Raw genomic sequence first — 20,918 nt, 5'->3', positions numbered from 1 at the left:
ATTATTTTATTATTTACACTGTCATTGAAAAAAGTTGAGTTTGCGGCTTATTTCTCTGCAATCTCCTGTCAAAAGCCATACATACGTTTCGCACGAACGGCCGACCCTTCTTTGTAATCTTTACATAATTCGTATCTATCTCTATAAGACCGTCCTTTTGCATCTCTTTAAGACGGACAAGGACGTCTGGTAACTCTTCAAAAAATTCCTGACGTGTATACCAGGAGGTTTTAAGTTTACACATGAGGTTAAGGATGTGTTTTCTTATCACAAGATCCTCCTCCTTGAGAATATGACCACGATACACTGGCAGAACATTATTATTTACCAGGTCCTGATACTCCTCTACCCTCTTCACATTTTGTGCAAAACCGTACCAGCTGTCACTTATGGCAGAAACTCCAAGACCTATCATGGCCTGAGTTTTGGAATTGGTATAACCCATAAAATTCCTGTGGATGGTCTTATCTTCAACAGCTTTATAAAGACTGTCGCTTTTCAGGGCAAAATGATCCATTCCAATCTCCACATATCCGGCCTCCAGCAACATCTTCTTTCCTGTCTCATACTGCTCACGTTTTTCTTTCGCCGATGGAAGATCCTCTTCACTAAAGCCACGCTGACCATTACCTTTAATCCATGGCACGTGAGCGTAACTATAGAATGCGATACGGTCTGGCATAAGCTCTTTGGTACGTTCTATAGTATGAATGATATGCTCTCTTGTTTGAAAAGGAAGCCCAAAGATGATATCATGACCAACCGAGGAAAAACCGGCTTCCCGGGCCCCAAGAGTCGCTCTTTTTACATTCTCAAAAGGCTGTATTCTGTGAATGGCTTTTTGAACAGTAGGATTATAATCCTGTACACCATAACTAAGCCTGTTAAATCCTAAACCGGCCAGAGTGTGCAAATGTTCCGCTTTTGTATTATTAGGATGGCCTTCAAAACTCATTTCCGCCTCAGTTGATGCTTCGGCTTTTTCAAAGATTCCATCAATGAGTAATTTTAGATTGGATGCGGAAAAGAAGGTGGGAGTTCCTCCTCCCAGGTGTATTTCCTTAATTACAGGTCTTTCGTCAAAAAGCTCACAATACATCTCCCATTCCCGAAGAACGGTTTTAATATAGGGGTCTTCTACCCCATGATTTTTAGTGATTCTCTTGTTACAGCCACAAAAAGTACAAAGGCTTTCACAGAATGGCAGATGTATATAAAGACTTATACCTTCAGAGGTATTGCTTTCCTTAAAACTCTTTATTATTGAGGTCTTCCACTTCTCTGAAGTAAAAGATTGTTCATCCCAGTAAGGCACCGTTGGGTAGCTGGTATAGCGAGGTCCCGGAACATTATATTTTTCAATCAACTCTTTAGCCGCCATATCGATTCATATGAGGCCACAAAAATACCGGCAGGATACCTAAATAAAAATGATAAATATCAGGTTTGTCGGAATGTAAGAGTTTTTCAGAATTTAAGTTGGGTAAGTTCAAGCAGGCCGTTTCCTTCTATTTTTAAGGCTATCCACACATTATGCTCTGCAAAAATTAAGCGGGTGACTTCCAGCCTATCTACCCCCCCTAAAAGATGTATTCCTTCCCTGGCCTCCAGTTTATTTTCCAAACGTTCGTTAAGCGATTCGAGATGCTCCTGGATATGAGGCATAAATTCAAAATTCATCTTTTCCTTCAGCTTTTTATACATCCACTTGTTAATGATGGTTTCTATAAGCTGATCGGCAAACCATCCATTGGAAAGGCCATCTACCTCATAATCTTTAAGAAATATGCGCTGCTCTTCCCTATCCAGGTCCAACAGAGCATGAAAAAGAATCTTTATTTGCTTATTCTTGAAAAAAGTTGTGAGGGTCTGAAGGCTAAGTTCAATACTAAGGTCAAAATCTGACAACTCGCTGCGGTATGCCGAAATATCAAGAATCTGGGCATAGTTGGAAGATCCTGTTCCATCATCTTTACTTATAATCTCGCCCACAAGTTTTTCCTTTAAATATTCATCCAGAACCGGATATCCAATCTTAACCGGAAGATTAATATCTATACTCGCTTCACTTAAAATTTCATTTTCATTCATAACTATCTTCTCTATTCTCGTGATGATGATTCTTTATTTTTGGATTCAGGTATCCAAATACCATATTTATAATCACTACCGACAGGGTAAACAGCAATAACGGAACGTACAGGCCAAAGCCCGCAAAGCAACCCGCCGCAGCACTGCACCAAATTGTAGCGGCCGTAGCAAGGCCTTTCACCTCTCTTTTATTCTGACCATGCAGAATAACGCCTGCTCCCAGGAAACCGACTCCTACCACTATCTGACCCAGAATCCGCGTCATATCGGTAGTATCCGAATTCTCAAATATTAATGAGATAATAATGAAAGCGGAAGCTCCCAGAGCCACAAGCATATTGGTTTTAAGCCCTGCGGGTTTCCCTTTGAATTGCCGTTCCAGCCCCATAAGCAAACCCGCCATGGCGGCAGCCCCGGTTTTGAAAAGAAATTCTGATATTTCGATTTCCATGAATTGATATTGAAATAATAAAGCTAAGGATTCTAGCTGAAAGCTTTTCTGAAAAATTGGTTAAGAAAGCAGAAGATTGGAAATGTTTGAAAAACAAAAACCTTTCAGAGAGCTGAAAGGTTTTGTATTGACAATCCATCAGTCAGTAAATAGTAAACTTATAAGATTAAATTTCTACCCTACATAAAATTAATCAAATAAGTAGTATACCGTAAGAATTATCCTTGGTGCAAGGTACTAATAAGAAAAGGTTCTGGAAATACCTAAAAGAAGGTATTTTGACAGCTAATTTTAACAGAAAACAAACTACACCCACATTTTCTGGTTTTAACCTATTTAGGTTGAGTAAAAAATACCGGAACTTAAAAATTAATTTTAAAACATATAGTCATGAAATCTTTAGGAAAAGCTCTGGTTAAACTACTGCTCATTGTACCACTTCTGTTCGTTTCATTGACCTTAAACGCCCAGGACACAAATCCTTATGAAAAGGCCAGGGCCGAAATTGAAGAAGAATTCGGAATGTTTCCAAAAATGTTCGAAGTTTTCCCCGACCATGCGCTGGCTGGTGCATGGGATAATTTTAAAATGCTCAATAGCCCGGAAAGCAAGATCCCACCAAAATATCGTGAGTTATTACAGCTTGCTGTTGCCTCTCAGATTCCCTGTAATTACTGTATCTATTACCACACCGCTGCGGCCAAAGCTTATGGCGCCACCGAGGAAGAAATTCAGGAAGCGGTTGCCCATGGGGCACAGACCCGGCACTGGAGTATGATATTACAAGGAAACCAGGTGGATTTTGAAGAATTTAAGACTGAGTTCAATGCCATGATGAAGCATATGGCATCAAAGTCTAAATAGATCATTACAATTGGCGAAAGGATCAGGATTACTGATCCTTTCCTATTCTATTCACTAATGGCTTATTTCTTCCGCATATGCCTGAATACAATAAACAAAACTATAAGGGCAACGACAAGGATCGTTATAAGGCCTATCAATTCTAAATTTTCCATTATTGGGAATTTATCCTGAATCTATTCCAAAAAATAAGGGTTTAAAACAATTCACTATCAATTTATGAAAATAATAAGCTTTAAAAAATAAAAAAAGGGCCGATGCCCTACACTATCGACCCCTTATACCCTTAACCAAAGAAGGAGTTAAATATATTTTTATTTAGGATGGTCTCTTAGCTTTATCGCATAAAATATTAGCTCTATGAGACCTGTTTCATATACGTCTCTGACTTGCTGCTGGATTTATCAAAGAAAATCTTCACTGTTAACAATTTCATCCGATTAACATAAATAAAACATTAGTTAACAGCCATTTATGACGCAGGGTTAAATTACCTCTTTATCTTTAACTGCATAGAACAGATTTGTGTAATAGCGAACACCTCCCATTAAGATTATAAAATCCATCAAACCCTACTAAAATGGAATTAATTACCTTAAAAGAGTTCAATCTGCTCCCGGAGAACGAGAAAGAAGAAATCACCTTCTACAATGGCCAGATCCTTGAATATAGAAGTGAATGGCATAAGAATTATGCTTTATATGCTGTTCAAAGATTCTTTGTAGAAGTGGAAATTTCCGAACAGGATGAAATGATCAGTTTCAAAGCATTTAATGAAGGTGAGCTTCTGGACAAATACACCTGTAAGCCCGAGCTTCTAAAGTATCTCTTTCATTATTAGTTATTCTGGTATTTCCGAATTATTTAGTCTAAATCATTCGAAATGAATTTGATAATGCGATTTAAGTATTATTCTTCTATTGCCCAATAATGCTCATCAGGCCAGGCCTTATTTTTTTAGCTGGTTCAAGAGGAGTCTTAATACTCTAACTTCTGCTGCACTTTTTCAAACCAGATATTTCGCGCTCTTCCTAAAAAAAGAAAAAAACCTCTTACTGAAAACGGCAAATACCACTCACGGATAAAATCTGCATATCAAAGACTTCGCTAATATAAACTAGCTTCTAAAATCCGGTTTTTTGAAAAACCCCATTATTTTCATAACTTTTACAAATCCCTACTCGATTTATTTTCCTAATTATCAACTAAAAATCATTAAGATGAAGAAATTATTTTTTTTCTTAGGTATTTCATTTTTCTGTATTTCCGTGCTCAGCGCACAAGAGAATACTAAGCCAGAGAATGGCTATATTTTAACGGAGATATGGAAAGCGAAACCAGAATGGTACAAATTAACTGCCGAGCAGAGAACAGATTTTTTTGAAAACAAGATCAATCCGGTTCTCATGAAGACCATGCAGAACGGTGCGGAAATTTTAGGTACAGCTGTTAATAATAATTCCGGGGAACAGAAAATGGACTATCAGTTTATGGCTGTATGGAAGTTTCCCGACAAGAAAAGTTCAGACCAACTTGAAAAGGTGGCAAAAGAAGCCGGTTTCTTAAAATACTTTGACCAGGTAAATTTTAGCGGAAATATTATTCCTCCACCTACTCTGAATGATAAAATGGTCCAACTGAAAAAGTAGAACGAGTATTAAAGTTCTATGATTTCAGAATTAAAAAAGCCACTCTGCGAGTGGCTTTTGTTATTACTTAACTTTTTAAGCTACTTTTCATTTCTTATGGATTTATTATTCTCTTAGTCTACTATGAAAAGTTTTTACTCCACTCAATAAAACCGGGTTCGATCTTTTCCAGCCTTAACAGAACCTCTTCGTTATTGTCCAGGGTTTCTTCTCTCGCCGGGAATTCTTCTTTTAGTTTATTGGGAAAACTTTCTCCAGTTTTATTGATCAATTTATTGACGGCCTAGTTTTCTTCTGTAAAATACCATTTAAGGGGTATTGTAACCCATAGGCCTAAGAGTTAGGTTTGCTGGGTAATAATAATTTTTTATAATGAAAACTATTCAAGCATTTATTCTATTTCTTTTATTTACTAACCTCAGTATTTGTCAAACAAACAACCAAGCCAAGCAAGGTCTGGATTTAGAGAAGGAAAGAACCCCATATGAATCACGCAAAAATATCACAAAATTCTCTTTAACCAGCCTGGCCTTCAGAAATTTCCAGTTCCAGTATGAGCGAGTTTTAAATAAGACATTCTCTGCTGGATTGACCTATTCTATAATTCCAAAAGGCGACTTTCCTATGAAGGATATGTTAGTAGAAGCTATAGAAGAGGAGGACATAAATAAATATATACAAAACTCCAGTATACGATATTCCAGCTTTACCCCAGAAATACGGATATACTTAGGAAATGGTTACGGTAAAGGCTTTTATGTCGCACCGTTCTACAGGAATACTAAGTATGAAATAAATGATGTAGAAATTTATTATAATGCTGAAGGTGGAGGGGAGAAAATGGTTAATACTAATGGAGATATAAGCAGTAATACATTTGGATTACAGATAGGCAGCCAGTTTAATTTAGGTTCAAGAATTGTATTGGACTGGTTTATAATTGGCCCGCATTACGGATCTAGTAAAGGAGGTATCATTGGTGTCGCGGAAGATGGTTTAACCAGTAATGAACAGGAGGCCTTAAGGTATGAGTTAGAATCTGTAAAATCTTTTTTGGGAAAAGTTTCGGAAGTTTCCTACGAAGTAGATTCGAAAGGAGCTAAAATTGATATTGATGGCCCTTGGGCAGGAGTTCGCGCAGGGATCTCCCTTGGTTACCGTTTCTAAATATTTATTTCCCAAATTAACTTTTCTTTTAACATTTGCCTCATAATGGCGAACCAAAAAAATGAAAGGGTAAAAGACTAGAATAACAAAAAAGCCACTCGATTGAGTGGCTTTTTGCTTAGTAGCGGGAACTGGACTCGAACCAGTGACCTTCGGGTTATGAGCCCGACGAGCTACCTACTGCTCTATCCCGCGATATTGGACGGCAAATATAAGATAGAATTTAGTATTACACCAAACTTTTTTCAGGAAAATTATTGAGAAATCCACTGAATGGCTTCAAGCCTGTCTTTTAACTCAAAAGATCTTACTTCAGTACTAACAAAGAAATTATCTATATCCATGAAAGTACGTACCCACCCAAGATCTGTCACCATAGCAAGGTTTTGTATCTGATTGGAATGATCAAATTTAAATTTGATATTCTCAAGTAGTAATTTCAACGACACCTTATTATCTGGCATGATCTCGCAAAACAAGTTTATGAAGTCATGTTCCTTTAACTTTTCATCGATAAGCTCATGTATCTCATCAAGGTATTCTTTGGTAACATCCTTGTTTACCAATACACCTACCACGTGATCTGCTAACTCAAAACTTATTGCCATCTTTTAGATAAAACTTAAAAATAGCAATTATCCTAAGAAATAGATATACGAAATAAGGATATTATTGTCCTATCTCATTCGCTCTGAACTCCACAAGTTCGGCATTTTCAAAAGCTACCTGAAATTCGATAGGCCTGCAGCAGACTTCACAGTCCTCAATATATGTTTGACGGGAAACCGATGGATCAAGAAGAACCGATATCTCTTCCCAGCAATAAGGACACTGAAAAAAATGCTCGTACATAATTATAATTCAACATTGAGTAGCTGACCGGTTAGCTGAAGCACCTGTAATTCTGCCAGTTTAGCATCATATTTTGCCAGATTGAGACTGGTTCTCGCATCTAAAAGATTGATCTGCGCCTGTCTGAATTCTATCGAGGTGATCCTTCCCAGCTTATACTGTTCTTCTGAACGGGCAAAGTTATCAAGATTCGTTTCTACGTTTTCCTGCTGAACATTCAGGATATAAAGCTTATTGCGATAGTTTCCGAGGGCATTGGCGATATCTCTTTCCACTTCATTTTGCACCTGTTCTTTCAGGATCTCCTGATTCTGATAACGAATTTTAGAATTTTTTATCTGGACATTGGTTCTTCCTCCGTCAAAAATATCCCACCTCAGGCTAAGACCTGCCGCGAAACCATCAGTCGTGGTAGTAGATCCCGGAAAGAAGGCCGTAGCCGCACTCTCGTTCCGGTTCCATCCGTAAGAACCCGTAAGTCCTAAAGTGGGCAGATAACCCGCTTTGTTGATCTTAATATCATAATCGCTTATTTCAAGGTTCTTTTCTATCTGAAGCAGTGATACATTATTCAATTGAGCCTCATCAACGAAACTTTCCAGCTCCAGCTCAGAAATGAAGTTCACAGTGGTATCCACGCTGAACTCATTTGAACTTATTTCCCTGTTCAGAAGAACATTCAGATCCCGTTTAGTATTCCTAAGTCGCTGCTCTGCCTCGATAAGGGCGATACTGTCATTATTCACATCTACTCTTGCGTTAAGTACTACCAGGTTATTAGCCTGACCGTACTGGAACTGATATGCAGCCCTTGTCACCCTGTTCTGGGAGATCGCCAGACTTTCCTCAAGTACATCCACATTTTCAGTGAGACGTGCAACCTCATAGTAGACGCTCATGATCTGTAGAATAGTATTTTCAATGGTTTCCCTGGCTTCCAGCTGGGAGAGATCATACTGTTCTTTAAGGCTCTGATAATTGTAATAACGACCCAGACCATCAAAAAGGGTATAATCAAGGTTTACAGAAGCATTATAACGTGTATTCTCAATATCCTTTTGATCTACTACGTCTCTTCCATCTGGCTCTGTAAGCCGGTCGTTGATATCATAATTTGTACCAGCCTGTCCGGTAAGACTGGGGAGGTAACCTGAGTTCCAAATGCTCTGATTGTTGTCTGCGATCTCAACCTCATTGCGAGCCAGTTTTATTCCAAAGTTCTCCTCCAGAGCCCTGGCTATCACTTCATCTTTGGTCAGCACCGGTTGCTGAGACCAGCCTGAGAAGGAGAAAAATATGACTAAAATAAGAATTAGACTATTTGATATTTTCATGCGAAGCTGATTCTTTTTTCTCTTTAATAGCTCTTTCCATTTCTTCTTTGGTAGGCTTTTTTCCTGTTTTTAACCAGTGACCTCCAACCTTTATACTATTGCTTATTGAAATAAGCAGAGGTAACAGAAGTAAAGTGAGTATGGTCGCCACAGCGATCCCGTATGAAATGGAGATGGCCATCGGTTTAAGGAATTGAGCCTGTCTGGATTTTTCCAGTAATAGTGGCGCGAGTCCGGCAATAGTGGTCAGAGAGGTAAGAAAGATAGCTCTGAACCTCGAACGACCGGCTTCATACAGGGCTTTCTTGAAATCCATTCCGTTTTTCAGAAAACCATTATACTTACCTATTAGCACCAGACCATCGTTCACCATAATACCTACAAGGGCAATAATCCCTAATGCCGAAAGCACATTTATAGGAAAATTGTGCAACCAGTGTCCCCAGGCCACACCTATCACACTAAAAGGTATCATGATCATTAGAAGGAACGGCTGACTGTAACTTCTAAAAGTAAATGCGATCGTAGCATAGATAAGGAAAAGAATGATAGGGATCACCTTAGCTGCGGAACTGCTTAGTTTTGAAGCTTCCCTATTCTGGCCTTCGTAAGAAACAGTAATGCTCGGATATTTTTCAAGGATAGGTGGAATCACATTCGCTCTAATATCCTCAAGAATTTCCGTAGAACTTCCGTTAGGGTCTTCCATATCTGCTGAGACCCTAATTTCCCTCATTCCGTCGAGGTGACTTATGGATTCGGTTCCCCGTACGATCTCATAGTTAGCGATCTCATCAAAAGGCACCCGTTGCCCATAAGGGGTAATCAAACGCATCTCATCCAGATCGTTGATAGAAGACCTGTTCTCACGGTTATATCGCACCCATACCCTAATCTCATCCTGGCCACGTTGAAAACGTTGTGCCTGAGCACCAAAGAACCCGTTCCTTATCTGCCTCATCACAGAACCCAGATCCAGACCAAGTGCATAAGCATTATCCTTTAGTTTAACATTGATCTCTTTAATCCCCTTGGGGTCGCTATCGGTAACATCTTTCAGCAGGGAATTGTTTTCAAAATTTTCTTTCAGTTCTTCCTTGGCGGCCTCAAGTTCATTCATATTATTTCCCAAAAGAGATACGGAAATTGGAGAACCACCAAAATTCCCTCCGGAACCAAACGTAAGGCTTTCCACTCCATATACCGGGCCTACTTCATCCCGTATAGAATTCGTGATCTCGGGAGAACTGAAATCCCTTTCTTCTCCTGGTAACAGGTTCACCTGCAAGGAAGCTTTGTTATTACCGGGACCAACCCGTTTGATAATATTTTCGACTACCTGTTTATTGCCGGTTTGCTTTTCAGTATATTCTTCATTCACCCTCCATGCGGCAGCCTCAACCATACTTATTATGGAATCCGTTCTTTGCGGATTTACCCCTTCAGGCATCAGAAGATCTATACTAACTCTGTCACTGGCAATACTTGGAAAAAGTGTGATCCTTATCCAGTTACCCCCTATCGCACCAATCGTGAGGATAAGTACCGTAGCCAGAATGGCAAAAGCCAAAACCTGCTGGGTAAGAACAAACCTGAGCACAGGACTGTAGATCCTGTCTCTCATATACACCATAATACGGTCTCCCAGAGCATTTATCTTACGCATTTGTTGGAAGAATTTACCCAAACCTTTTTTAGGCCTTCCATTGGTTTCGGTTTTGCGCAATGCCTTTGAATGAGCGATGTGTGCCGGCAAGATTATTAGTGCTTCTATCAGAGAGATCCCCAGGGTCAAAATAACAACTGTGGAAACCTCTCCAAAAAATTCCCCTATTCGACTATCAAGAAACAGGAAAGTTGAAAAGGCCAGGATCGTTGTAATAATTGCCGATAGGATTGGCGGCACCACTTCCATGGTACCATCTACCGCCGCTCGAATGGGGTTTTTCCCCATTTCAGAATGCTGATAAATATTTTCGGAAATCACAATACCGTCATCTACCAGGATACCTATTACGATGATCATCCCAAATAAGGAGAGTACGTTAATCGTCACTCCCAGTGATCCGGCGAAAATGAACATCCCTAAAAAGGCTACTGGAAGTCCGAAGGCCACCCAGAATGCGAGACGTAGATTCAGAAAAAGCGACAGAAAGAACAAAACCAGCAGGATTCCCATGAAGCCATTTTCAAGGAGTAACTGGGTTCGTTGTCCAAGAGTGATGGATGCATCGCTCACCACATCCAACTGTACATTGCTGTTCTTCTGATTAAATTCTTCTATATATTCATTGATCTTTTCTGCAGTAGAAAGCAGATCTTCACTATTGGTGTTGCTTATGGACACATTAACAGCGACATTCCCATTAAAATAGAGAGCATTTGGAGTTTCAGAGAACTGATCTCTTACAACTGCGACATCTCCCAGCTTTATGATCTCCCCGCTGGCATCCGATTTAAGTACAATATCATTTAAAGCATCGGCATAATAAGCCCGGTTATTAGCCCTTATAAGATAATCTTCGGCATCTGTCTTAATAGTTCCGCCAGTAGAAAGAATATTGGAACCTCTTACGGCCTCCGCTACCTGTTCAAAGCTAAGATTGTAGGCGAGCAGATCATTCTGGCTAACTGCTATTTCTATTTCTTCCTGTGGAAACCCGGAGATCTCTATCTGGGAAACGCCGTCAAGTAATCGAAGGTCATTCTCTATTTGCTGACTTATCCTTTTTAAAGTAGCAAGAGGCACATTCTCCCCGCTTACAGCAAAACTGATAGTTTCCCTAACAAATTCCTGCTTAGAGACCACCAGTGGTTCCATTCCTCCCGGAAAGGTAGGCACACGATCTACCGCGTTCTTCACCTCGGTAAGCATCGCGTCAATATTCTCGCCTCTTTCTATCTCTACCGTAATAGACCCGCCACTCTCTCTGGCAACAGAGGTCACCCGATCTATACCTTCCAGGCCTTTAAGATTATCTTCGATTTTCAGAATTATTCCTTCTTCTATCTCTTCAGGCGCAGATCCGGGATAGGCAATACTAATGTTTATAATTCTGGATTCCTGTAAGGGAAAGAACGATGATTTCATGTTCATAACCCCTATGATCCCGAAAATCACAAAAGCCATGATCACCACGTTGACAGCAACCTTAAACTTTATGAAGTAATTAATGATATTTCTCAAGACTGTTCTTTTTTAAAGAAGATCCTTTCCACCTTCAACCTTTACAAGCATTCCAGAATAAGCTCCCGGTACATTTGCCGAAAGTATCCTGGTCCCGTTTTCAAGACCTTTTATCACAACCGTATTATCACTAAAATAAACAGGATCTACTTCCACGAGGTTCAGTGTACTATCCTGAACAATAAAGACCTTTGATCTTTCTACAAGTAATTCCCGGGGAATCTCTATGGCATTTTCCTCATCCCTTGCATCAAGTTTCGCTTCCAGGTACATACCTTCGCTCAGTTCAGGATTCTCTACACGAATAAAAACCCTGATGCTTTGGGTTTCCTGGTTCACTTTCCCGTTGATCCTGCTAACATTCCCTTCATAGGTCCTGTTTCCCTCCAGATTTGAAAGTTCCACATTTTTACCTACCTCCAGCAGGTCACTGAATTTCTTAGGGACAGAGACCTCCAGTTCATATACACTAGGATCTATATATTCACCAAGCTTTTGTCCCGGCCTGATGAGAGTCCCTTTATTTACAAGCGCTTCAGTAAGTATCCCGTCATAAGGAGCTACTATGCTGTACTTTGCCAGTCTCTCTTCAAGATTCTTAACATTATAGTAGGCTGAAATTATTCCACGCCCTGTAATAAAATACTGCTCCTGCTCTGTATCAGTTTCCGGAAGTGCCGGCACTCTCCTGGTGATATCAAAATTATTGAGATAATTCTCCCATTTTTTGAATGCATCTGGATAATCAAGTCTAAGATCTGGCATAATGGAGGTAATATTATTATACAGATCACTCTTCGCTGCCTGTACACTGGCCCTGTATTCTTCTGAATCCATACTTAGCAGAACCTGGCCCTTTCGATATTTTTGTCCCGGACGGAAATCCTTGCTACTGTATCTGAAAATACCCTGAACTTCCGAATATAATTCCAGCCGGTGAAGCGCCGTGATATTTCCATTAGCAGGAACTACGATTGGAACCGTCCCGTTCTGCACGGTATCTATAAACACACTTTTAACCGTCTTGGTTACCGGTGGTTTCTTCTTTACATTACTATCTATGATTAGTTTTGCCCCAAAAACGGCAACAACTACGAGCACAACGCCCAAACCGGAAAGAATGATCTTACGTTTATCCATAATGTTTATAGGACTAATTTTTGTCCCTATGGTTTAATTGGAAATCTTAATTTATGTAAACTACTCCTGATTCATCTCGTCAAGTTCCAGCTGAAGCTGCTCCCATTCTTCCATTAGTTTCTCCAGTTTCTTTTTGGAAGAATTGTAATTATTGAGAAAATCGGGTTTCGTAGCAGTTTTTTCGTAGTTCTCTGCGAGTTCTTTATCTTTTGCCTTCAGCTCTTTTTCAAGCTTTGTAATCTTCGCCTCTGTTTTACTGAGTCGGTTTTTTATTTTTTTAATTTCTTTCTGATCGGAAAAAGATCTTTTTTGTGCGGTCTCCTTTCGTGTTTTTGAAGCCTTAACTTTCTCGCTTTTTTCTACCGCCCTCATATCCTGAAGTTTTCGCTGCTCCAGATAATAATCTATATCTCCAAGATATTCTGTGATCTTATGATTTCTGAATTCGTAGATCCTGCCAGTAAGATTCTGCAGAAAATCCCTGTCGTGTGAGACCAGGATCAAAGTGCCTTCAAAATTCTTCAGCGCTTTCTTCAGCACATTCTTGGACTTTATATCAAGATGGTTGGTAGGCTCATCCATTACCAATACGTTAAACGGCTCCAGTAACATTTTACATAAGGCCAGTCTGTTTCGCTCTCCTCCTGAAAGAACTTTTACCTTCTTTTCTACTTCATCTCCTCTAAAAAGAAAAGCCCCCAGCATATCTCTAACCTTTGTCCTGTTCTTTTCATTGGCCGCATCTTCCATCGTTTGAAGAACGGTTTTCTCCCCGTCCAGATATTCAGCCTGATTTTGGGCAAAATATCCAAGTTGCACATTATGGCCAAGCTTTAGTGTTCCATCATAAGGGATCTCACCTACTATGATCTTCGCCAGAGTGGTCTTCCCCTGCCCGTTCTGCCCAACAAACGCGATCTTGCTTTGTCGCTCTACCATGAAGTTAAGATCGCTAAGCACTTTCTTCTCGCCATATGATTTTTCGAGGTGCTCTGCCTCCAGTACTACTTTACCAGGATTGACGGAAACAGGAAAATTCACGCTCATTACAGCGTTATCATCTTCATCTACTTCTATCCGGTCTATTTTTTCCAGTTTTTTGATGAGCGATTGAGCCATTGAGGCTTTACTGGCTTTAGCTCTGAATTTATCTATAAGCTTTTCTGTCTGTTCAATCTCTTTCTGCTGGTTCTTCTGGGCTGCCAGCTGTTGTTCCCTAAGCTCCTTTCTGAATTCCATAAATTCGGAATATGGCTTGCGGTAATCGTAGATATTTCCCAGGGAAATCTCAATACTCCGATTGGTGACATTGTTCAGGAACATCTTATCGTGAGAGACAAGCATCACGGAACCGGGATAATTGTTCAGAAAACCTTCCAGCCAGATGATACTTTCAATATCAAGGTGGTTGGTAGGTTCATCCAGAAGTAGTATATCGTTATTCTGAAGCAGTAATTTGGCAAGTTCAATCCTCATTCTCCAGCCCCCGGAAAAAGTATCTGTGGGTTTATTGAAATCATCTCTTTCAAAACCGAGTCCCTGAAGTACTTTCTCGGTATCCCCTTCATAATTATAGCCTCCGATGATCTCATATTTATGAGTTATTTCACTCAGATCCTGTATAAGCTCGTTGTAGGATTCGCTTTCATAATCGGTACGCGTAGCAAGCTGTGAATTAATTTCGGCCATCTTGTTTTCCAGAGCTTTTATCTCGGTAAAAGCCTGATGGGCCTCCTCCACCACAGTCCTGCCTCTTTCAAAATCGAGATCCTGTTTTAAAAAACCTATTTTAAGCTCTTTATCCCTGGCGATCTGACCCGAATCGTATTCCTGTTCCCCTGCTATGATCTTAAGCAAAGTAGACTTTCCTGCCCCGTTCTTTCCTATTAAACCAACTCTGTCACCGGCGCCCAGCCTGAAACTTATTGCCTTAAAGAGATATTCGCCTGCGAAAGAAACCGAAAGATTATGAATATTAAGCATCTGTAACTAGTGTAACTTTATAATTGCTGCAAAGATGCTTAAATTTGCTATGCAAAAAAAATAAGATGAAGCTACTGAAAGGGACTAAGTTATACAGTATACTCACCGGTACCTGCCCCGTTTGTCATGAAGAGAGTATGTACATTGAATCCAACCCCTATAAACTGGGGAAAGTATATAAGATGCACGAGAGATGTTCTAATTGTGGTACCAAATACAAGATAGAACCGTCGTTCTTCTACGGAGCAATGTATGTGAGTTATGCTGTTGGGATAGCTTTTGCCGTAGCTGCCTTTATCATTTCCTATTATTTTCTGGGCGCAAGCTTATTGGGTGGCTTTTTCTCAATTGTGGGGACGCTGGTGGCCTTTATGCCCGTGATCATGAGGCTTTCCAGAAATATATGGATCAACTTGTTTTTCAATTATAAAGAAGACACTGGAAAGGCTTATTCAGATGAATAATATTTTTGAGTAAAACGTGACAGATCCATTTCAGGGTCCAGTTCCTTTCCACTCTCAATATATTCCAGAAGCTCGGTCCCAGTACTAGGAGCTATTAATACACCCCGGCTTCCAAAGCCATTACAACAATAAAGATTATGGATTTCAGGATGCTCCCCCACTACAGGACGACGATCTGACACTACAGGACGAATACCGGCAGACTGATCCACCACCTCGAAATCACACTTAATAAGTTCCCGTAATCCCTGCACAAGTTTTTCCCTCGCCTTGCTGGTCGTCTCAGGAGTTTTATCATTATGATCATAGGTGGCTCCCACCTTATAAAGATCATTCCCTAATGGCAATAAAAAAACCGAAGCTTTTACGGCGAAGTCCAGCTTCAGATCTTCAGAATAGACCGTGATATATTCGCCTTTATTTCCTTTTAAAGGGAGGTAATTGAAGAACGGATTATGCCTGAGACCGAATCCCTCACAGAAGATGATCTTTTCTGCCCTGACATCCTTATACTCAAGATAATTCTTTTCCAACCTGAGTTCTTTATAATCAAATCGTTCATTTCTCAATTTTGATCTGTTCACCAGATAATTTGTATAATTATCCAGCAGATTCTCTGTATCAATATGTCCGGTATGAAGAACCTTCCCCAGGGAATAATTCGCTTTAAGATTGGGATTTGTATTCCGTTTCAGCTCAGGATCCAGAAACGGAGATAATGCAGGCTTATCAGCGGCGACAAACCACTCGTTCTGTTCTTCGATCGAATGAAAGCGGCGGTAGATATTCCAGTTATGGACAAGTTTTACCTGGAGCTTCTGTTCAAGTTCTTTATAAAAAGGAATTGCAACCTCAAGTTGCTGACCGGCTTTCCAGGCAGGAGTAAATCTTTTAAGGATAACAGGATTAAAGATCCCTCCCGCGACATAGGATGAGTTCTGGGAATTATCTTCAAAAACCAGAAAGCTTTTGTTTCTTTTTTCAAGTTCTTCTGAGATCGAGAGACCGCTAAGTCCCAGACCAACGACTATAAAATCAAGCATGGGTTAAAGATATTAAGCCTGTGATCGATTATCAAATAGAAAATAAAAAAAGCGCTCAGATGAGCGCTTTTAATTTTATTTGGTCCTGGATTAATAACTCCACATATCCTGTTCAAAATTCCTGATCTGCTCTTTAATGCGTTGCGATTCCAGCAATTGCATAAAGGCATTATCAACAATATATTCATCGATAGCCCGATCTCCCTGAACATTATCTTCTTTATAGATCACTGCACTAAACCTTCTCGAATTCAGTAAATGATCGAACGAAATAGTCTGGGAGGTATTGCCACCAGTAAACACTTTGGCGTCATGCAATATTTCCCTGGCATCAGGATACCATACCCAGAAAAGTTCTACAAGATCTGTTTGACCTGAATCTATGAAATTCACATCCGGTGCCACCGGGGCAATACCCAGCAGGCGGTATTTCAATTCGGCAAGACGCTTGTCAAAATACCATAATCCGCGAATGTGATATTCAGCTATATCGGCCGACCCAAGATCACGACGATCTATAAACTGTTCGTCTACCTCTTCTCCTGCGTTGTACTGCTCGATACCAAGATCGGTTGTATCAACTTTGGATAGGGTAGCCCTAATATCCTTAAGCGTTCTTTTTTCAGTAAAGTAAGAATCAGCATAAATATTTTCGATCTTACCTTCCTTAATCGCTGTTACGAGTACATCATAGAGCGATCTTCTGTTAGTCCCTATATTATTGGTATCAATAGGATAATAAAGCGGGAAATTCACTCTCTCATCAAGATCTATGATTTCCCATACCCCTTTTGACCAGAGGATGTCCCTGTCTCCTACATATCCATACTCCAGAGGCTCATCTTCCTCATCTACCAGGGCCTGAGCTTCAGATTTCTTCCCGATATCATCAGGCTTCTTCGCGTTCAGGATGTTAGCCTGACCAAAAGAAGATACTCCAATCATCATCACAAAACCATATAAGAAAAATTTCTTCAAGCTCATCTTTATAAAATTTTAGTTTGTAAGCTCAATCACTACAGGAGCAACCTTTTTAAGCTTATAGCTCGAGTTACCTGCAAGAGAGGCTTCAATATCATAGATTTGAACAGATTCACCACGCCCGGCACGTCTAAGCGCCGCCTTGGCCCTATCATCCAGTCTTCCACCGTTTACAATTATGGTAGGCTGACCCGGAACTTTAAATTTGAATCCGGTAACATTAAGTTTAAGATCAAAGTCAAAGTCAGGTAATGATGCTCCTACTGTGGCAATTTCAAGACTGTTACGTTGCATGGATACCGCACCGTCTTCTCCACGAATGGTTCCAACCGGTCTTGGGATATCTTTCACACGAAATTTCTTGCTGTCACTTACGCTTTTTCCATTAGGAAGCTGTCCGCTCACATTAATGGTAACTTCTCTCGCCTGTAGTGTAGTAACATCTATAACGTACTTACCGGCACCTCCTGCAGATCTTAATCCGGGTGCATTAGCACTTACTGAAGGAACTCCGGGAATGGAGATCGTCATCGGGTTTTGAACCCCACGATACACCACATTCATTTTATCTGCAGAAATAACTGCAGAATTTGGCATTGGAATTACAGAGTAAGAACTGTTTACAGGAATTACAACTGTAGAATCTCCCTCCTTAAATTCCAACTGACCATCTATCTTTTGTTCTCCAACATTTCCTGCAGGGAAATCAAGCACTACCTGACCGGCCTCTGTGCTTTCAACCTCTCTGCCATTGATAACAACATTATCGAACTGAAGCGTATTGTCTACACGACCAAGAACCACCTTACCGGTAAAGTTCTCTCCACTAAAGAAAGCAGTCTTATCTGGCACAACAATAGCCTGATAATTGGTAAGGGAAACATCACTTTGTAACTGACCGGAGAACATAGAAGAAAGGATTTCGGTCTCCGTGCTCTTTACATCAGCCTGCAGTTGAGTAAGTTTGGTAATAGAAGCTATCAGCGGGAATCCCTGGTAATGGTATTCCAACCATGGCTTTTTAATATTTTCGCGAGTGGTTACCTCTGAAGTAGAAAAATCTTTCTGAAGATTTACCTTTGAAGCTATGGCAGGATAGTCTTCACTTAAAATCGCAGCTACCTGGTCTCTGTATTGATCTATCTGATCTACAAATTCCTGGCCCTGAGGTGACACCCTTCCGCTCTGGAAGAACATCCCATCCATGGTATTTGACTTGTCCATGGTCTCATAATCGGTAGGATCGTCTACAGAAGCTCTTAGCTCCTCTTTTATTCCTTCGATATAATCATTCAGGTTATTTGAAAGCTGGTGTATCCTGTCTGCATCTTCTTTGATCGAAGTATATTTTGCAGGCTGCTCTTCAACTTTCATATCAAGGCCCGCCATCAACGCCTGATTTCTTTCAGCATAATTAGCGGAGGTCTCGTTAAGTTTTTCGTTCATCAGTCCAAAAGCGGTTAGTACCTCCTTGGACATATTTAGTGCCATCATGGCGATGAAAACCAGATACATCAGGTTTATCATCTTCTGCCGTGGCGATTGTTTTCCGGATGCCATGTCTAATTTGTCTTTTTAATTAATTAACAGCTTAATTGATAGATTCAATTAGACTCTCGCGCTTCCATTCATTGCAGTAAGCATACCCCCATAAACGCTATTAAGGTGCTGCATATTTTCAGTAAGGGAATCCATTTGAGCTTTCAATTTTCCGGCATGTTCAGCAACCTCGTTATTGATCTCAGCCTGCTTGGCAGCAGATTCCACCTGGGCCTTATAGATATTATTAAGAGTTTCCATTTGAGCCGCTGCAACGCTAAGTTCTTCACTGTATTTCTTTTGAGAAGCCATAGAATCCACAGTTGGCGCAATTCCCTTGGCTGCTCCCTCAAAATTCCTGATACTTTCCCCTAGTGAACTCATAAGGCTGGCATCTATTTTTGCATCTTTCAGCATTTCGTCCAGCTTTTTAGAAAGTAGTCCTTCGGCTTCCTTAGCTTCGGCCGCAACAGTCTTTCTTCTTTGAGACTCTCCTCCGGCCAGTTCTGGATATACAAGCGACCAGTCTAACTCATCATCTATAGGTTCAAAAGCGGAGTAAGCGAATACTAGCGCCTCAACGATAAGACCTATAATTAACATTGCATTTCCCCCAGGCCAGTGCATGATTTTAAAAAGGGCACCCAGAATAACTACGGATGCTCCCAGACCATACACCATATTGGTAAGTTTCTTTGTTGATCTTGAATTTGCCATAACTCTTAATGTTTAGATTTCTTGGTATAAAGTATAAATAGGTTTAAGTGTACTAAATTATCTGTTATCCTGATTAAGGGTAACATCGGTTCCGAGATAGTCCTGTACAGTTCTAAAGCCAATATAGCTTCTGGCTGAGTCCATATACTCATAATCTCTGGAACTTACCTGAAGGAAATATGCAACATCCTTCCATGATCCTCCCCTAACTACTTTTCTACGATCTTTGGGGTTGTTAACGGTAGGGTTCATCGTAGACATGTATTCATAAGAACCGGGATCGTATGAAGAATCGACCCATTCTGAAACATTCCCGGCCATATTATACAGGCCATAATCATTAGGATCATAAGACTTCGCTTCCACGGTATAAAGGGCCTGGTCTGCGGCATAATCACCTCTTAAAGGCTTAAAGTTTGCCATAAAACAGCCACGGTCATTCAAAGTATAAGGCCCACCCCACGGATAGGTACCTCCTTCAAGTCCACCTCTTGCGGCATACTCCCACTCTCCTTCGGTTGGAAGCCTGTAAGATGGTACATTGGCGTCCCCTTTGGAACGACGAAAATCATTATGATACTTTGTTCTCCACTGTGTAAAGGCTCTGGCCTGTTTCCAGGAGACTCCTACAACAGGATATTCATCATAAGCGCTATGCCAGAAATAATCATTATGCATAGGTTCGTTATATGAATAATTGAAATCTTTTATCCATACGGTAGTATCCGGATAAACGGCCACTTCCTCATGTTTTATAAAATTGCTCCTGTCTCCCTGTGCACGGGCCGCAGCCTCAATATCCATCCAGGAATACCTGAATTTAAGCTTTTTAACGTTAATGGTACGCTGCCCGTTATAAACTTCATCCAAAGGAATATACATGGAATCCATAACCTCGGCATAATACACATCCGGATAATCCTGAGTATCCCAGATAATATCTATATCGGTATTTAATCTTCTATTAGCGTAATCATCGGTAGGGCCACCCTGCCCATAAGTATTTAACATATATTCTTCATAGGGGGTCATCTCCCCTTCTTCAGCATCGGCAAAAGCATATTCTCCAATAGCATCATCCCCTGGAGTAGCTCCCTGCATCTCTGCCATAATTGCAAGGTTCACCCTTACAATCGAATCCCTAACATAATTAACAAACTGGCGATATTCCGCATTGGTGATCTCGGTTTCATCCATATAGAATGACCGTACCGAGACGGTTTTCGGGGGGGCGTTCTTCTGGCCGGCGATATCATCATCAGATTTACCCATGATGAAAGCACCACCGGGAATCAATGTCATACCATAAGGTTTCTCCGGATTCCACTTCTTCCCCTCCGCACCTACTAACTGTCCACGATCTCCTCCACCACAACTCGAAAGCAAGGCCAGAACAGCAATGAGCGAAATATACTTCTTCATAATTATCTTAGGTTAAGACATTTTGATTTACGGC

At 40.5% G+C, this 20,918-nt stretch carries 20 protein-coding genes and 1 tRNA gene; 5 read left to right on the top strand and 16 right to left on the bottom strand.

Annotation, left to right across the window (positions count from 1 at the left end):
- Nucleotides 1-13 precede the first annotated feature (13 nt).
- From hemN to EZJ28_RS09635, 3 genes are all read right to left on the bottom strand, one after another.
- The gene (gene hemN / locus EZJ28_RS09645) at nucleotides 14-1,381 is read right to left on the bottom strand and encodes an oxygen-independent coproporphyrinogen III oxidase (protein WP_131397287.1); all 1,368 of its coding nucleotides are present in this window, start codon (nucleotides 1,379-1,381) and stop codon (nucleotides 14-16) included.
- 86 nt (nucleotides 1,382-1,467) lie between these two features.
- A complete protein-coding gene (locus EZJ28_RS09640) occupies nucleotides 1,468-2,091 on the bottom strand; it encodes a DUF4403 family protein (RefSeq protein WP_131397285.1) in 624 nt (207 codons plus the stop codon).
- Entirely contained in the window at nucleotides 2,084-2,542 is a 459-nt protein-coding gene (locus EZJ28_RS09635; protein ID WP_131397283.1) for an MgtC/SapB family protein, read from the bottom strand. Before EZJ28_RS09635 ends, EZJ28_RS09640 begins: the two co-directional genes overlap by 8 nt.
- Before the next feature lie 390 nt (nucleotides 2,543-2,932).
- Between EZJ28_RS09635 and EZJ28_RS09630 the strand changes: the two genes are divergently transcribed.
- The 3 genes from EZJ28_RS09630 to EZJ28_RS09620 all read left to right on the top strand — a co-directional run bounded on the left by EZJ28_RS09630 (nucleotide 2,933) and on the right by EZJ28_RS09620 (nucleotide 5,055).
- On the top strand, nucleotides 2,933-3,406 hold the full coding sequence (locus tag EZJ28_RS09630) for a carboxymuconolactone decarboxylase family protein (RefSeq protein ID WP_131397281.1): 474 nt from the start codon (nucleotides 2,933-2,935) through the stop codon (nucleotides 3,404-3,406).
- Between the two features lie 580 nt (nucleotides 3,407-3,986).
- On the top strand, nucleotides 3,987-4,247 hold the full coding sequence (locus EZJ28_RS09625; protein ID WP_131397279.1) for a hypothetical protein: 261 nt from the start codon (nucleotides 3,987-3,989) through the stop codon (nucleotides 4,245-4,247).
- 379 nt (nucleotides 4,248-4,626) lie between these two features.
- On the top strand, nucleotides 4,627-5,055 hold the full coding sequence (locus EZJ28_RS09620) for a DUF6616 family protein (protein ID WP_131397277.1): 429 nt from the start codon (nucleotides 4,627-4,629) through the stop codon (nucleotides 5,053-5,055).
- Between the two features lie 121 nt (nucleotides 5,056-5,176).
- On the opposite strand, the gene EZJ28_RS16010 is transcribed toward EZJ28_RS09620, so the two are convergent.
- Nucleotides 5,177-5,326, bottom strand: a complete 150-nt coding sequence (locus EZJ28_RS16010) for a hypothetical protein (protein ID WP_165499058.1) — start codon at nucleotides 5,324-5,326, stop codon at nucleotides 5,177-5,179.
- Between the two features lie 101 nt (nucleotides 5,327-5,427).
- Here EZJ28_RS16010 and EZJ28_RS09615 point away from each other — a divergent pair, with 101 nt between their 5' ends.
- Entirely contained in the window at nucleotides 5,428-6,222 is a 795-nt protein-coding gene (locus EZJ28_RS09615; protein ID WP_131397275.1) for a hypothetical protein, read from the top strand.
- A 122-nt stretch (nucleotides 6,223-6,344) separates the two neighbouring features.
- Here the strand turns inward: EZJ28_RS09615 and EZJ28_RS09610 are convergent.
- From EZJ28_RS09610 to EZJ28_RS09580, 7 genes are all read right to left on the bottom strand, one after another.
- A tRNA-Met gene (locus EZJ28_RS09610) sits at nucleotides 6,345-6,417 on the bottom strand.
- Nucleotides 6,418-6,476: 59 nt separating this feature from the next.
- Nucleotides 6,477-6,830, bottom strand: a complete 354-nt coding sequence (locus EZJ28_RS09605; RefSeq protein ID WP_131397273.1) for an STAS/SEC14 domain-containing protein — start codon at nucleotides 6,828-6,830, stop codon at nucleotides 6,477-6,479.
- Between the two features lie 61 nt (nucleotides 6,831-6,891).
- Entirely contained in the window at nucleotides 6,892-7,074 is a 183-nt protein-coding gene (locus EZJ28_RS09600; protein ID WP_131397271.1) for a CPXCG motif-containing cysteine-rich protein, read from the bottom strand.
- A 2-nt stretch (nucleotides 7,075-7,076) separates the two neighbouring features.
- Complete coding sequence (locus tag EZJ28_RS09595) at nucleotides 7,077-8,408, bottom strand: TolC family protein (RefSeq protein ID WP_131397269.1); 1,332 nt, start codon at nucleotides 8,406-8,408, stop codon at nucleotides 7,077-7,079.
- A complete protein-coding gene (locus tag EZJ28_RS09590) occupies nucleotides 8,392-11,595 on the bottom strand; it encodes an efflux RND transporter permease subunit (RefSeq protein WP_131397267.1) in 3,204 nt (1,067 codons plus the stop codon). The genes EZJ28_RS09595 and EZJ28_RS09590 overlap by 17 nt, the downstream gene beginning before the upstream one ends.
- A 12-nt stretch (nucleotides 11,596-11,607) precedes the next feature.
- Entirely contained in the window at nucleotides 11,608-12,735 is a 1,128-nt protein-coding gene (locus tag EZJ28_RS09585) for an efflux RND transporter periplasmic adaptor subunit (RefSeq protein ID WP_131397265.1), read from the bottom strand.
- A 60-nt stretch (nucleotides 12,736-12,795) separates the two neighbouring features.
- Nucleotides 12,796-14,718, bottom strand: a complete 1,923-nt coding sequence (locus tag EZJ28_RS09580; RefSeq protein WP_131397263.1) for an ABC-F family ATP-binding cassette domain-containing protein — start codon at nucleotides 14,716-14,718, stop codon at nucleotides 12,796-12,798.
- Nucleotides 14,719-14,783: 65 nt separating this feature from the next.
- Between EZJ28_RS09580 and EZJ28_RS09575 the strand changes: the two genes are divergently transcribed.
- On the top strand, nucleotides 14,784-15,182 hold the full coding sequence (locus EZJ28_RS09575; RefSeq protein ID WP_131397262.1) for a DUF983 domain-containing protein: 399 nt from the start codon (nucleotides 14,784-14,786) through the stop codon (nucleotides 15,180-15,182).
- Here EZJ28_RS09575 and EZJ28_RS09570 read toward each other — a convergent pair.
- The 5 genes from EZJ28_RS09570 to gldK all read right to left on the bottom strand — a co-directional run bounded on the left by EZJ28_RS09570 (nucleotide 15,167) and on the right by gldK (nucleotide 20,884).
- Entirely contained in the window at nucleotides 15,167-16,225 is a 1,059-nt protein-coding gene (locus EZJ28_RS09570; RefSeq protein ID WP_131397260.1) for an FAD-binding oxidoreductase, read from the bottom strand. The two genes, EZJ28_RS09575 and EZJ28_RS09570, sit on opposite strands and share 16 nt — an antisense overlap.
- 90 nt (nucleotides 16,226-16,315) lie before the next feature.
- A complete protein-coding gene (gene gldN, locus EZJ28_RS09565) occupies nucleotides 16,316-17,209 on the bottom strand; it encodes a gliding motility protein GldN (protein WP_131397259.1) in 894 nt (297 codons plus the stop codon).
- Nucleotides 17,210-17,221: 12 nt separating this feature from the next.
- Nucleotides 17,222-18,766, bottom strand: a complete 1,545-nt coding sequence (gene gldM / locus EZJ28_RS09560) for a gliding motility protein GldM (RefSeq protein ID WP_131397257.1) — start codon at nucleotides 18,764-18,766, stop codon at nucleotides 17,222-17,224.
- Between the two features lie 48 nt (nucleotides 18,767-18,814).
- A complete protein-coding gene (gene gldL / locus EZJ28_RS09555; protein ID WP_131397255.1) occupies nucleotides 18,815-19,462 on the bottom strand; it encodes a gliding motility protein GldL in 648 nt (215 codons plus the stop codon).
- Between the two features lie 57 nt (nucleotides 19,463-19,519).
- Complete coding sequence (gldK, locus tag EZJ28_RS09550; protein WP_131397253.1) at nucleotides 19,520-20,884, bottom strand: gliding motility lipoprotein GldK; 1,365 nt, start codon at nucleotides 20,882-20,884, stop codon at nucleotides 19,520-19,522.
- Between the last annotated feature and the right edge of the window lie 34 nt (nucleotides 20,885-20,918).

Source organism: Gramella sp. KN1008 (genome assembly GCF_004332155.1).
Taxonomy (GTDB): Bacteria; Bacteroidota; Bacteroidia; order Flavobacteriales; family Flavobacteriaceae; genus Christiangramia.
The sequence above is the reverse complement of the archived record's forward strand: the minus strand, read 5'-3'. Positions and strand labels throughout refer to the sequence as shown.